This window comes from Corynebacterium senegalense (assembly GCF_900411315.1).
Classification (GTDB): domain Bacteria; phylum Actinomycetota; class Actinomycetes; order Mycobacteriales; family Mycobacteriaceae; genus Corynebacterium; species Corynebacterium senegalense.
Map to the genome: position 1 here is coordinate 1,453,015 of NZ_LS990887.1, position 13,434 is coordinate 1,466,448.

The window sequence follows — 13,434 nt, forward strand, 5'->3', positions numbered from 1 at the left end:
AAGTTTGGCACTAAGCCCCAAAGATCCACCCGGCGGAGCGCACACCAAACACCACCTAACCGGAGAGGCTGGCGAAGAAGATCTCGGCGAAGGTTGCCGGGTCGGACAGGTCCACCTCGCAGAGCTCCTGGATCCGGGCGATGCGGTTGCGCGCGGTGTGGCGGTGGATGCCCAGCGCCTCGGCAGTCTGGGCGAGCTGCCCGCCGTGGCGCAGGTAAACGGTGAGCGTGCGCTCGTCCTCCAGCCCCAGCCGCCCGAACACCTCCGCGCGCCGGGCCGCCAGGGCGCGCTCGACGGCGGGTTCGTGCAGCCAGGGCAGCTGGGTGCTGCCGGGCAGCGAGTGCTCCCCGAGAGCCAGCAGGCCTGCGTCCGCCGCGAGCACGCCGATGACGTCGGCGTCCAGGTCCTCGGCCGTCACCACCCGGCCCACCGCGACCCGGACGCGCCGCGCGCTGGCGCCGAAGGCCGCGAGGACCTCGGAGACGGGCTGGTCCGCACGCACCAGCACAAGCGCGCTGCCGCGCGCGAGGGGCGCGGCGTAGAGGAAGTGGCCGTTGGCCTCGGCGGCGTCGTCGAGCGCGGCGAGCGCTCTGTCGAGGTCGCGCTGCCCGTCCGCGGAGACGACCATCGGCCTGGTCAGGCCCGCCTCGTCGATGGGCGAGTCGAACTGCGGCGGCAGCAGCGAGGTCTCCCCGCCCAGCCCCAACCGCACGGACAGGGCAAAGGAATTCAGCTCGTTGCGCGCGGCGCGCAGCTCGCGCGGGCGGGCCAGCAGCATGTCCGCCAGGCCGGCGCAGTGTCGCACCAGCGAGCGCGACGACGCGGAGAGCGGCCACGCCGCGTGGACCTCGATGACGTGGTGGCGCCCGGCGCGCGCCGCCATCTTGTAGGAGGAGTAGTACTGCTTCTCCCCGTCGGTGTCCGCGGAGGCCACGCCCACCACCGCGCCCTCGGCAGTGCTGATGCTCACCCGGGCCTCCAGCAGCGCCGAGGCCTGCACCAACAACGCATCGAGGGAGCCGGCGGTGGCGGTGGCTGTGAGGCGCTCTTGGGCGTCGAAAAGCTTCTGCTGCTCTGCGTGCGAGCGGCGGCGCTGCTCCTGGTGCGCGGCGGTGACGATGGAGATGAAGGGGATGCGACGCGGCACCTCGAACAGGCCGATGCCGCGCAGCCGCGCGGTTTCCACAACCACCGGGGGAATGGTGGGGAAGATCAGCCCGGTGCCGAATCCCACGGCCACGGCCCCCGCGTCGGCGAGGTGGTCGATGTAGCGGCCCAGCTCGTGCTCGCGCTCGCGGAAGGCGATGCCCACGGTGAGCACGAGGGAGTGCGGCTGGATGAACTCGGAGGCGTCCTCCAGCTCGCTCGGCTGCACCACGCTAAACGACGCCGCCGCTGGCGCCACCACCTGCCGCAGCACCAGGGACCGCTTGTTCAGCAGCCAGGAGAAGTTCAAATCCACCGCGTTCACTCGCCCTCACGTACAAAAAATATCTGCAATATCGCCCTAGCGTACATGGCGCGCGACACAGCACGGGCCCCATACTGTGCGGGACACACGAAAACGATCGCGAAGGAGCGCATCATGAAGGACCTCGAGTACCACCTTCCGCAGGAACGCCGCCAGGCCACCGAGGGGATGGGCCCGGAAAGCTCGGCCCTGGACCAGCGCCGCCAGAACGCCGTCGCCCGTGCGCTCGCGCCGGGCCTGCCGGGCTACGTCGTCGCCGCCGACGGCGGCGTCCTCGTCGACGCCGACAACAACTCCTACATCGACTTCGCCTCCGGCATCGCCGTGACCTCCGTGGGCGCCTCCAACCCGCGCGTGGCCAAGGCCGTCGCCGACGCCGCCGCGAACTTCACCCACACCAGCTTCATGGTCTCGCCCTACGAGTCCTACGTGGCCGTGTGCGAGAAGCTCAACGAGCTGACCCCGGGTGACCACGAGAAAAAATCCGCCCTGTTCAACTCCGGTGCCGAGGCCGTGGAGAACGCCGTGAAGGTGTCGCGCTCCTACACCGGCAAGCCCGCCGTCGCCGTGTTCGACCGCTCCTACCACGGCCGCACCAACCTCACGATGGCCATGACGGCGAAGAACAAGCCCTACAAGACGAAGTTCGGCCCGTTCGCCTCCGACATCTACAACGTCCCCGGCTCCTACCCGCTGCGCGACGGCCTGACCGGCGCGGAGGCGGCCGCGCGCTCCATCGAGGTCCTGGAGCAGCAGATCGGCGCCGAGAACCTGGCCTGCGTGGTCATCGAGCCGATCCAGGGCGAGGGCGGCTTCATCGTCCCGGCCGAGGGCTTCCTGCCCGCCATCGCCCAGTGGTGCCGCGACAACGACGTCGTCTTCGTCGCCGACGAGATCCAGGCCGGCTTCTGCCGCACGGGTGAGTGGTTCTCCGTGGACCACGAGGGCGTCGTGCCCGACGTGATCACCACCGCGAAGGGCATCGCCGGCGGCATGCCGCTGTCCGCCGTGACCGGCCGCGCCGAGATCATGGACGCCCCCATCCCCGGCGCGCTCGGCGGCACCTACGGCGGCAACCCCGTCGCCTGCGCCGCCTCCCTCGCCGCGATTGAGGAGATGCAGGACAACGACCTGGCGGGCCGCGCCCGCGAGATCGAGGGCATCGTCCGCAGCCACCTCGAGCCGCTGCTCGAGCTCGACGGCGTGCGCGAGGTGCGCGGCCGCGGCGCGATGGTCGCCATCGAGCTCGCCGACGCCGCCGTGACCGCCGACGTCGCCGCCGCCTGCAAGCAGCAGGACGTGCTCATCCTCACCTGCGGCATGGACGGCAACGTGATCCGCCTGCTGCCCTCCCTGGTCATCACGGAGAACCTCCTCGTCGAGGGCCTGGAGATCCTCACCTCGGCGATCAAGGAGAAGCTCGCCTAAATGCTCCTGTCCGACCACCTGCCCGCCGACATTCCCACCGGCACCGGGGCAGCGCTTTTCGACGTCCTCGACCCCGCCACCGAAGCCACCATCGCGCGGGTGCGCGACACGGGCTGGGACGAGTGGGTCGCCGCCCTGGACCGCGCCGTCGCGGCGCAGGAGGCCTGGTCCGCGTTCAGCCCGCGCCAGCGCTCCGAGGTGCTGCGCGACATCTTTGCCGAGCTCACGCGCCGCATCGAGGACTTTGCCCGCACGATGACCCTCGAGATGGGCAAGCCGCTCGCCGAGGCCCGCGGGGAGGTCGCCTACGGCGCCGAGTACTTCCGCTGGTTCGCCGAGGAGGCCGTCCGCCTCCCCGGCCGCGCGGGCTCCTCCCCGTCCGGCGCGGGGGACATCCTGGTCACCCGCACCCCCGTCGGGCCCGTCCTGGCCATCACGCCGTGGAACTTCCCGCTGGCCATGGCCACGCGCAAGATCGCCCCGGCGCTCGCCGCGGGCTGCCCCGTCCTGGTCAAGCCGGCGGCGGAGACCCCGCTGACCATGCTCCTGGCGGGCAAGGTCATCGCCGAGGTGTGCGAGAGGCACGGCGCGCCGCGCGAGCTGGTGCAGATCCTGCCCGCCACCGACGCCGCCGGGCTGTCGTCCACGCTCATGGCCGATCCGAGGCTGCGGAAGGTGACCTTCACGGGCTCGACGGGCGTCGGCAAGCTGCTCGTGCGTCAGGCGGCCGACAACCTGCTGCGCACCTCTATGGAGCTCGGCGGCAATGCGCCCTTCGTCGTCCACGAGGACGCCGACCTCGATCTGGTGCTCACCTGCGCCATACAGGCGAAGATGCGCAACGGCGGCGAGGCCTGCATCGCGGCGAACCGGTTTATCGTCCACGAGGCGATCGCAGGCGAGTTCACCCGCCGCCTCACCGAGGCGATGTCCGCGGTGACGATGGGCCACGGCCTCGACGAGGGGGTCACCCTCGGCCCCGTCATCACGGCAGGTCAGCGCGATCGCATCGCCTCGCTTGTCGACGACGCCCGCGCCTCCGGCGCCACCGTCCTGTGCGGCGGCACCGTCCCGGAGTCGGCAGGCTACTTCTACCCCGCCACGGTGCTCGCCGACGTCCCCGCCGGCGCCCGCATCCTGCGCGAGGAGATCTTTGGGCCCGTCGCAACCGTGACCACCTTCGCCACCCTCGACGAGGCGATCGCCCTGGCCAACGACACCGAGTTCGGCCTCGCCGCCTACGGCTTCAGCGAAAACGTCCACGTCTGCCGCCGCTTCGCGGCCGAGCTCCACGCCGGCATGGTGGGCATCAACCGTGGCGCCATCTCGGATGCCGCCGCGCCCTTCGGCGGCATCAAGCACTCCGGCTTCGGCCGCGAGGGCGGCACCGAGGGCATCGAGGAGTACCTCGACGTGCGCTACGTCGCCCTGTAGCGGGGCTGTCCCTGTCCGTCTCTCAGAAAGAACTGCATATGACTACCCTCTCCCCCACCCCGAGCCCCGACACCCGCGAGGAGAGCCAGCTCACCCCGCTGCAGGGCGTGGCGCTCATCTTCGGCACCAACATCGGGGCCGGCATCCTCAGCCTGCCTTACGCCGGGCGCAACGGCGGCTTCCTCGCCCTCGTCATCGCCCTGGCGGTGGCGGGCGTGCTCACCACGATCTCGATGCTCTACGTCGCCGAGGTCTCCCTGCGCACGAAGCGGCCGCTGCAGCTGTCTGGGCTCGCCGAGCAGTACCTGGGCAACTGGGGCCGCTGGGCCGTCTTCGCCGCGATCCTGGTCAACGGCACCGGAGCCCTCATCGCCTACGCCGCGGGCTCCGGCGAGCTGCTGCACAACCTCGTGGGCATGCCGCCGCTGTGGGGCACGCTGATCTTCTTCGCCATCGGCACGTTCATCATGTACAAGGGCCTCGAGGCCACCGGCGTGTCCGAGATGCTCATCACTGCCGCGATGGCCGCGATCATCCTCATCCTCTGCGGCTGGACCTTCGTCGGCCCGGGCATCTCGCTGTCCAACGTGTGGGTGCTCCACCCCTACTTCATCGTCCCGATCATGAACCTGGCCGTGTTCACTTTCATGGCCCAGTACGTCGTCCCCGAGCTGGCGCGCGGCATGGAGCGCGAGCACACCGCCGCGATCTCGAAGTCGATCATCGCGGGCATGTCCGTCACCGGTTTCGTGCTCGCCCTGGTCCCCTTCGCGGCGCTCGGCCTGCTTGGCGAGTCCGTCTCCGAGGTTGTCACCATCTCCTGGGGCGAAGAGCTCGGCCGCTCGGCGTACTACATGGCCAACGTCTTCGCCCTGCTGGCCATGTTCACCTCGTTCATGGCCATCGGCTACACGACGATGCGCAACGTCATCGACATCTTCCACTGGCCGCAGCACGGCTGGCAGCGCGGCGTGGCCGTGGGAATCACGGTGCTCATCCCGCTCGCCATCTCCTTCGCGGGCCTGGGCGGGTTCGTCTCCGCGCTGAGCTACGCCGGCGGCATCGCGGGCGTGATCATGTCGATCGTCCCGGTCCTCCTGCTCAACACCGCCCGCAAGCGCGGCGACCGCGAGCCCGCCTGGACGGTGGGGTGGAGCGCCCACCCGGTGATGCAGTGGCTCATCATCCTCGTCTACGGTCTCGCCGGGCTGTACTCGGTGGGCACGATCCTCGGGCTCGTGCCGGCGGGATGGCAGTAGCCACTCGTCCCTGCAAATGCTCGTTAGTCGAGTACCGGCATTGTCAGTCGGTCCATCTACTCGACTAACACGCATTTACTAACGAGCATTTGGCGTTTCAGGGCACAAGAAAAGGAGGGAGAATTCTCCCTCCTTTTCGCATCCGCCCTACTTGGCCACGTAGTACAGCTGCTTGTTCACGAACTCGTCCATGCCCAGCGGGCCGAGCTCGCGGCCGTAGCCGGAGCGCTTCACGCCGCCGAAGGGCAGCTCGGCGCCCTCACCGGCCGGGGTGTTGACGTTGGCCATGCCGACCTTCAGCTTGGCGGCCAGGGCCTTGGCGCGGTCCTCGTCGGTGGAGAGCACGGCACCGCCGAGGCCGTAGCGGGAGTCGTTGGCCACCTCGAGGGCCTCCTCGTCGGAGGACACCTTGTACACCTCGGCGACGGGGCCGAAGAACTCGTCGTAGTAGGACTCGCTGCCGCGCGGGATGCCCGTGATGACGGCCGGGGAAAGGTAGGCGCCCTTCTCGGCCAGCTCCCCGCCGGCGTGGAGGGTGGCGCCGGCGGCGATGGCGTCGTCAAGCTGCCTCCGCAGCTTCTCGGCGGCGTTGCGCGAGGACAGCGGGGTGTAGGTGCCCTCCTCGTGGGTCTCCCAGGTGGCGGGCTTCATGGCCTCGGCGAGTGTGACCAGCTCGGCGACGAACTCGTCGTAGATGTCGTCCATGACGATGAGGCGCTTGTTGGAGTTGCAGGCCTGGCCGGTGTTGACCATGCGCGTCTCCCACGCCTGCTTCGCGGCGGCGGCGACGTCGTCGGTGTCGAGGATGACGTAGGGGTCGGTGCCGCCGAGCTCGAGGACGGACTTCTTCAGGTGCTTGCCAGCCTGCGCGGCGACGGCTGCGCCGGCGCGCTCGGAGCCGGTCAGAGACACGCCCTGGATGCGGTCGTCGGCGATGATGTCGGCGATCTGGTGGTGGTTGGCGAAGACGTGGTTGTACACGCCCTCGGGCAGCCCAGCCTCGCGCACCAGCTTCTCGACGGCCAAAGCGCTGCGCGGGCAGATCTCTGCGTGCTTCAGGATGATGGTGTTGCCCAGCATCAGGTTCGGGCCGATGAAGCGGGCGACCTGGTAGTAGGGGAAGTTCCACGGCATGACGCCGACGAGCGGGCCGATGGGCAGGCGGCGCACGACGGCGTCGCCGTCCGGGGTGTCGATGGTCTGCTCGGCGGCGAACTTCTCGCCGTTGTCGGCGTAGTACTGGATGATGTCGGCGGAGAACTCCGTCTCCTCGATCATCTCGGCCAGGGGTTTGCCCATCTCGATGCAGGAGATCTTCGCCAGCTCCTCCTTGTTGTCGCGGAAGAGCTGGGCGAGGCGGCCCAGGGCCTCGCCGCGCTGGGCGAGGGTGAGGGCGGACCAGTCGTCGTAAGCCGAGGTGGCCTTGGCGATGACCGACTGGATCTCCTCGTCGGTGGCGGTGTCGAAGGTCTCGAGGATTTCGTTGTCGATGGGGCTTTGAACGCGGTACTCAAGGGACATGGGAATTCTCCTTTTCGTTGTGGTTCTTCAATCGATGCTACGTAGCTAATCGGTCAGGGCGTGCTGGTGATCGTCCGCGGAAGTGATGCGCGGCAGGGTCTCGCCCCGGAAAAAGGCCGGGTGGGCGACGCGCGTGAACAGCATCAACGCGAGCCCGAGGCCGAGCACGCCCATGCCGAGCACGAACACCGCGCCGACCCCCAGAATGGAGGACCCCGAGCCGTAGCTGGGGTCGAGCGAGTCGTAGGCGGTGACCCCGAACATCAGCAGCAGGAAGCCGCCGCCGAGGGCGGGGCAGAGGAAGCGGAACAGGATGTTGCGGGGGCTGGAGAACAGGTCGTCGCGGAAGTACCAGATGCAGGCGACCGCGGTGATGCCGTAGTAGAAGCAGATCATCAGGCCGAGGGCGGTGATCGTGTCCCACAGGGCGTTCTCCGAGATGAGCCGCGTCACCGCGTAGAACACGCCGGCGGCAACAGCCGAGGCGACGGTGGCGGTGTTCGGGGTGAGGTAGCGCGGCGAGATCTTGGCGAAGACGGGCGGCAGCGCCCGGTAGTGGCCCATGGCCAGCAGGGTGCGGGCGGGGCCGACCATCGTCGACTGCAGAGAGGCGAACGAGCTGGCCAGCACCGCGATGTAGATGAGGATGGCGATGGGCCCGAGCACCGGGTAGGACAGCGCCGCGAAGATCGACTCCTGGTTGTCCGGGTTGCCTGCGCCGAGCCCCGTCTCGCCGGTGCCGGCCCACACCACGATGGACACCGCGGTGAGGATGTACAGGGCGATGATGACCAGCACGGTGATCGTCGCCGCGCGGCCTGGGGTGCGCTCCGAGTCCTTCGTCTCCTCGTTCATGGTGAGCGTGACGTCCCAGCCCCAGAACATGAAGATGGAGAGGGAGATGCCCGCGGCGACCATGGAGAAGCCGCCGATGTCGAGCGGGTTGAACCAGCTCAGCGAGAACGGGGTGAAGTCGAAGCCCTCCCCGGAGTAGGCGCGGCGCAGGGCGACGACGTCGAAGACCACCACGGCGGCGATCTGCAGCGCCACCAGCACGTACTGGAGGTTCTTCGTGGAGTCCATCCCGCGGTAGGAGATCCACGCCGCAATCGCGATGAAGACGAAGGTGGTGGGGATGTTGATCCAGAGGTTCGACGTCCACTCCGCGATCCCGGGGTTGCGCAGCAGCTGGGCGAGCAGCAGGTAGAAGAAGTCCACCGCCACCGCCGCCAGGTTGGACAGCACGAGGATCGTCGCCGTGATGAGGCCCCAGCCGCCCATCCAGCCGACGTAGGGGCCGAAGGCCTTCGTGGCCCACGTGAAGCTGGTGCCCGAGTCGGGCACCGCCGTGTTCAGCTCGCGGTAGGCGAAGGCCACGAGGAGCATGGGGATGAAGCCGAGGATGAGGATTGCGGGGACGTGCTGCCCCACCGCCGAGATCGTCGGGCCGAGGCCCGAGGTGAGCGTGTAGGTCGGGGCGATGCAGCTGATGCCGATGACGACGGCCCCGATGAGGCCGACGCTGCCGGCCCGCAGGCCCTTGGACGACGTGGTGGTGCTCGTGGTGGTGCTCATGACAAGCTTCACCTCCTTAGTGAATGTGTCTTAGGCGTTGTTCATGTACCCGTTCGGGATCACCACCGCGGGCACGGGGGTGTAGCGCATGATCTGGGTTGCGGTGCTGCCCACGAACAGCCGCCCCTCCGGGGCGATGCGGGAGGAGCCCATGCAGGCGATCTCGCCCGGCAGCCAGTCGAGCTGCGCGACGGCGGCCTCGATGGAGGGCGCGTCGACGACCTCCGCGGTGGCTGAGGTGGCGTCGATAAGCGCGCGTGCCCTCTCCGCGAGCTCGGGGCTGGCCGTGTGCTCCATGGCCTCGAGGGCGTCGGGGTTGGCGGGCTTGTCACCGTCGATGTTGAGGGAGACGAAGCGCAGGGGAATGCCGAAGCGCTCCGCGTAGTCCAGGCCGAGGGCGATGATGTCCGTCGCGCCGGGGCGGGTTCCGAAGAGCACCGTGGCACGCTCGATCGGCCCGGGGTGGTTGTAACCGCGGGGCGCGATGGCGAGGGGGACCGGGCAGCTGTGCAGCAGGGTGTTGACCACGCTGCCCAGGCTGACGCGGCGGAAGAAGCCCCCGCCGCGCGAGCCCGCCACCAGCATCTCGGAGCCCAGCTCGGTGGCCTGCTCGATGAGGGTCTCCGCGATGGACTCCCCCACCGCGACGCGGGTGGTCACCTCGATGTCCCCGGAGACCTCGGCGCGGGCGTCGTCGAGCCAGCCCGCGAGCTGGCGCTCGAGGATGGAGTCGTAGCCGCGCATCTTCGGGTAGAGGCCCGGGGTGACCTCGCCGGCGGCGCGGGCCATGACGATGTCGACGGCCATGCCGCGCTCCTTCGCCAGGGCGACGGCGAAGCGCAGCGCGTCGATGCCGCCGTCGGTGGCGATGTAGGAGACCATGATCCGGCCGTTGGCTCGGCTTTGCGACGCCATGACCTACGCCTGCTTCCCGCTGCGCTCCGCGATCTCCAGGGCGACCGCCTCGCCCATGCGCACCGCGCCGTCGACGTGCTGGTAGCCGGCCCCGGCGATGTCGGAGCAGGCGTAGTAGATCGGGCCGGTGGGCTGGTTCTGCAGGTGGCCCCAGCGCGACAGGCCGCCGAGGTCGTAGCTGGTGGCGTAGGCGCCGCGGGTCCACTCCTCGGCGGCCATGTCGGAGAGGTAGAAGGCGATCGGCTCCTTGGTCTTCGGGCCGAGGTAGGTGGCCATGGCGTCGAGGATGGCCTCCTTGCGCTCGTCGGCGGGCAGGGCCCACATCTGCTCGGCGTAGACGTCGGAGACGAAGCCCACCAGCGTGCCGTAGGGGTCCTCGCCTTCCTCGAGGTAGTTGGTGTTGTCGTAGACCTCCTGCACGAGGCGGCCGCCGCCGAAGCCGGTGCCGGAGAGGCCCTCCTCGCGCCAGAACGGGGTGTCGTAGACGGCGTGGACCTTGATCACCAGGCCCATCGAGATGTGCTGGTGGGCGACGTGCTGCTCGCGCGGCAGCGGCGGGTTGTAGCTGATGCGGCTGTAGAGGTTCGGCGGGACGGCCAGGACGACGAAGCGGGCGTGCACCTCGAGCTCGCCGGAGCAGACCACGACGTTGCCGGCCTCGCCGTTGTTCGGCACGCCGTTGCGCACGTCGGCGCGCACGTTGTTGAGGTCGTCGGCGGTGTCGGGGTCGACCTCGGCCCAGGTGATGGAGCGAACCGGGTTGGAGAGGAAGACGTCCTCGCCGAGCTCGGCCGCCATGGTCAGGGAGACGGACTGCATGCCGCCGACCACGCGGCGGTCGAGGATGAAGTCCTCGTCCACCAGGTTGGAGAAGGAGCCGGCGGAGGCGGCCATGAGCAGCGCCTGGAGGGCGGAGAAGGTGTAGGAGGGCTTGGTCAGCATGCCCGAGGCGACGTAGATGGAGATGTTGTCGATGGCCTCCGGGTCGTCGGAGAGCCCCTCCAGCCAGTCGCGGAAGGAGATGCGGTCGAGCTCGTGGGCGCGCGGGTGCTCCCACGGTGCGGCCGGGTCGATCTCGGCGGCGAGCTCGTCGAGGTGGGCGGTGAGCTTCTCCATCTCGGCGATCGTCTTCTCAGAGGCCGGGAAGACGGTGCCCTCGTACTCGTGGCGGGTGCCGTCCGGGGAGACGTAGATGGAGGTGCCCTCGCGGTAGCGCTGGAAGGTGGTCAGGCCGAGCTCCTCGACGAGCTCGGTGAGGCGGGTCTGGTCCGGGGAGATCCACTGGCCGCCGAGCTCGATGAAGTGCTCGACCCCGTTGTCGTCGGCGACCTTGCCGCTCCAGGTGCGTCCGCCGACGCGGTCGCGCGCCTCAAGGACGGCCACGCTCAGGCCCTTCTTCTTCAGCGTGCGGGCTGCGGTGAGGCCGGCGGGGCCGGCGCCTACAATCACTACGTCGCGCTCTAGTTTCTTCACGGGTGCGCACTCCTTCAGGTGTTGTTTCCGGGTGCAAAATGAACGGTATTCATTATGCGTCGTAGGTCACAATACATTGTTTGTTGTGAAAGAGGAACGAGGTACGTGCCCATGGCCCACCAACGATCGCGCGGTCGGCCGTCGAAAGCCGTGGTCACGCCCGCAAAAATCGCCTCCGTGGCCCTCGGCGTGGTGGCCGAGGCGGGCTACGAGAAGCTCACGATGTCCGCCGTCGCCCGCGGCCTCGGCGTCTCCCCCAGCGCCCTCTACAACCACGTCTCGGGCAAGGAGGAGCTGCTCCTCCTCGTCGAGGATGCCGTGATGGCCCAGGTGGACACCTCCGCCCTCGAGGCTTGCCTCGCCGGTGAGCTGCCCGCCGCCGAGGCCCTCTCTGCGTGGGCGCACTCCTACCGCGACGTCTTCTCCGCCCATGTCCCGCTGATCGCGCAGATCGCGACGATGCCGATCACAGGCACGCGCGACACGGTGGAGATGTACGAGTTCCTCGCCCGCGTCTGCGTCGCGGCGGGGGTGCCGGAGGGGGCGGTCATGGACACCATCGTCGCCCTCGAGTCCTTCATCTTCGGCTCGGCCTACGACGTCGCGGCCCCCGCCGACATCTTCGACATCCCCGAGTCCTCGCCTATCGACGCCCCCACCCTGCGCCGCGCCATCGCCGCGCGTCCGGGTGCTGGTCACTCTTCTGGTCTCGGCTCTTCCGGTGCGAACCCCTACGCGGACCAGGCCTTCGAGCTGGGCCTGCGCGCGCTCCTCCGCTGCCTGCTCTAGAACGTTCATTCCATTTATTTTGGGATTGTCTCGCTTTTGGTCTTGCGTAACGAATGGGTGTTCGATATGGTGAGTGGCAGAGGGGAAAGGGGGACCACCCATGAAGGTAGAGGTGGCGACGCTGGGGCCACCCGGCGACGAGTTCTACGAGGCAATCGAACAGGAGCACCGCGACGGCGCCCGACTGATGATCGAGGCCGAGTACCTCATCTTCGGCCGCTTCGCGTGGCGCAGGCGCGACAGCGACTACGCGATGGAAGTCACCGAGATCATGTGCGAGACCCAACGCGGCAAACGCTTCGTGGAGACGGGCATCGACGGCTACGCCCGCCTGTACGACCTCCCGCAGCTGCGCGACCTGCAGAGACAACGCAAGCTTCTCGACGTCCCACGGCTCTCCGCCATCGACAAGACCCTCATGCTGCTGCCTCCCGACACCCCCGCCGAGGCGTGGGAGGTCTTCGACAACGAGCTGGTCGGCATGTTCGCGGGAGAGGCGCTGCCGAGCCCCTGGTCCATCACCCGGAGGCCGCGCCGCCTCGTCGCCACCATCGATGCCTCGGTGAGCTTCGACCGCAGGAAGCGGGCGAAGCGCGAGGGCGCCGCGGCCGCCCCGAGCCTGGACTTCTGGTCCGGGGACTGCACGGGCGCCTCCGCCTATATGACGCTGACCGCCGACTCCGCGACGATGGCCTGCCTGCGCGCCGCGGTCACCGGCGCCGCCCGGGAGAAGAAGCTGGGCCTGGCCGAAGCGGCGATCGCCCTGCTCACGGGCGCTACCACGCCCGTGGCGCGCCCGGTGCTGCACATCTTCTCCCCGAAGGGCCGCGCGCCCTCCAGCTACCTGCCCGGCTTCGGTTGGACGGGGGCGGAGAGCGGCGCGGTCCTCGACGACCTGCTCAGGGACTGCCCGCCCGATGTCGTGGACCTCGATGACGTCGCCGGATCCCGCGTGGCGGGCTACGCGCCCGCGCCGAAGATGGCCGATTACGTCCGCGCCCGCGACGGCACGTGCGTGTTCCCGGGCTGCCACCGCGCGGCGGAGTCCTGCCAGCTCGACCACCGCATCCCGTACGGGGACGGCGGCGGAACGACCCCCGGCAACCTTTTCGCCCTGTGCCAACACCACCACAACCTGAAGACCGATCGCAGGACGTTCTACATCCCCGACCCGGTCACCGGGGAAATCGTGTGGCTGTTCTCCAACGGGAGGTGGGCGGTGTCGGAGGACAACGGCATCCTCGGCGCCTACGCCACGCCCACCGCGCCACGGTGGGTGAGCACCCTGGACGGCAACCGGGCCAGCCGCGCGCACGCGGCCCGCTTCAACGCGAAATGCCACGCGCTGTGCGACGCCTTTGAGGCGGGCGGAGACCTCGAGGCCTGCCTCGCCGGGATAGCGGAGCTGGAGGAGGAGTTCGGCCTGCGCTTCGAGTTCACCCCCGCGGGCGAGGACCACTCCTGGCTGCCCCCGGAGCCCGTCGACGCGCCTCCCGAAAGCACCGACACGGTCCCCGACCCACGGGATTACGAGTGGCTGCTGCACGCCACCGCGGCCTGAGACGATAC

At 69.2% G+C, this 13,434-nt stretch carries 10 protein-coding genes; 5 read left to right on the forward strand and 5 right to left on the reverse strand.

All coding sequences use genetic code 11. The features are described 5' to 3' along the window. Positions 1-55: 55 nt before the first annotated feature. On the reverse strand, positions 56-1,462 hold the full coding sequence (locus DYZ02_RS07120) for a PucR family transcriptional regulator (protein WP_245945700.1): 1,407 nt from the start codon (positions 1,460-1,462) through the stop codon (positions 56-58). A 123-nt stretch (positions 1,463-1,585) separates the two neighbouring features. On the opposite strand from DYZ02_RS07120, the gene gabT reads away from it, so the two are divergent. From gabT to DYZ02_RS07135, 3 genes are read left to right on the forward strand one after another with little or no spacing between them, the layout of a single operon-like run. Next, positions 1,586-2,899, forward strand: a complete 1,314-nt coding sequence (gene gabT, locus DYZ02_RS07125) for a 4-aminobutyrate--2-oxoglutarate transaminase (RefSeq protein WP_115685616.1) — start codon at positions 1,586-1,588, stop codon at positions 2,897-2,899. Beyond that, positions 2,900-4,333 carry an NAD-dependent succinate-semialdehyde dehydrogenase gene (locus DYZ02_RS07130; RefSeq protein ID WP_115685617.1) on the forward strand — a complete coding sequence of 478 codons (1,434 nt, stop codon included), beginning with the start codon at positions 2,900-2,902 and terminating at the stop codon, positions 4,331-4,333. Between the two features lie 38 nt (positions 4,334-4,371). After that, a complete protein-coding gene (locus DYZ02_RS07135) occupies positions 4,372-5,592 on the forward strand; it encodes an aromatic amino acid transport family protein (RefSeq protein ID WP_115685618.1) in 1,221 nt (406 codons plus the stop codon). Positions 5,593-5,739: 147 nt separating this feature from the next. On the opposite strand, the gene DYZ02_RS07140 is transcribed toward DYZ02_RS07135, so the two are convergent. From DYZ02_RS07140 to DYZ02_RS07155, 4 genes are read right to left on the reverse strand one after another with little or no spacing between them, the layout of a single operon-like run. Continuing rightward, positions 5,740-7,113 carry an NAD-dependent succinate-semialdehyde dehydrogenase gene (locus DYZ02_RS07140; protein WP_115685619.1) on the reverse strand — a complete coding sequence of 458 codons (1,374 nt, stop codon included), beginning with the start codon at positions 7,111-7,113 and terminating at the stop codon, positions 5,740-5,742. A gap of 45 nt (positions 7,114-7,158) precedes the next feature. After that, a complete protein-coding gene (locus DYZ02_RS07145) occupies positions 7,159-8,688 on the reverse strand; it encodes an APC family permease (protein ID WP_115685620.1) in 1,530 nt (509 codons plus the stop codon). A 30-nt stretch (positions 8,689-8,718) separates the two neighbouring features. Then, positions 8,719-9,603, reverse strand: a complete 885-nt coding sequence (locus DYZ02_RS07150) for a universal stress protein (RefSeq protein WP_115685621.1) — start codon at positions 9,601-9,603, stop codon at positions 8,719-8,721. 3 nt (positions 9,604-9,606) lie between these two features. Beyond that, positions 9,607-11,076 carry a flavin monoamine oxidase family protein gene (locus tag DYZ02_RS07155; RefSeq protein ID WP_115685622.1) on the reverse strand — a complete coding sequence of 490 codons (1,470 nt, stop codon included), beginning with the start codon at positions 11,074-11,076 and terminating at the stop codon, positions 9,607-9,609. A 111-nt stretch (positions 11,077-11,187) separates the two neighbouring features. Between DYZ02_RS07155 and DYZ02_RS07160 the strand changes: the two genes are divergently transcribed. Further along, a complete protein-coding gene (locus DYZ02_RS07160; RefSeq protein WP_181896918.1) occupies positions 11,188-11,865 on the forward strand; it encodes a TetR/AcrR family transcriptional regulator in 678 nt (225 codons plus the stop codon). A 100-nt stretch (positions 11,866-11,965) separates the two neighbouring features. Beyond that, positions 11,966-13,426 carry an HNH endonuclease signature motif containing protein gene (locus tag DYZ02_RS07165; protein WP_115685624.1) on the forward strand — a complete coding sequence of 487 codons (1,461 nt, stop codon included), beginning with the start codon at positions 11,966-11,968 and terminating at the stop codon, positions 13,424-13,426. Positions 13,427-13,434: the final 8 nt, after the last annotated feature.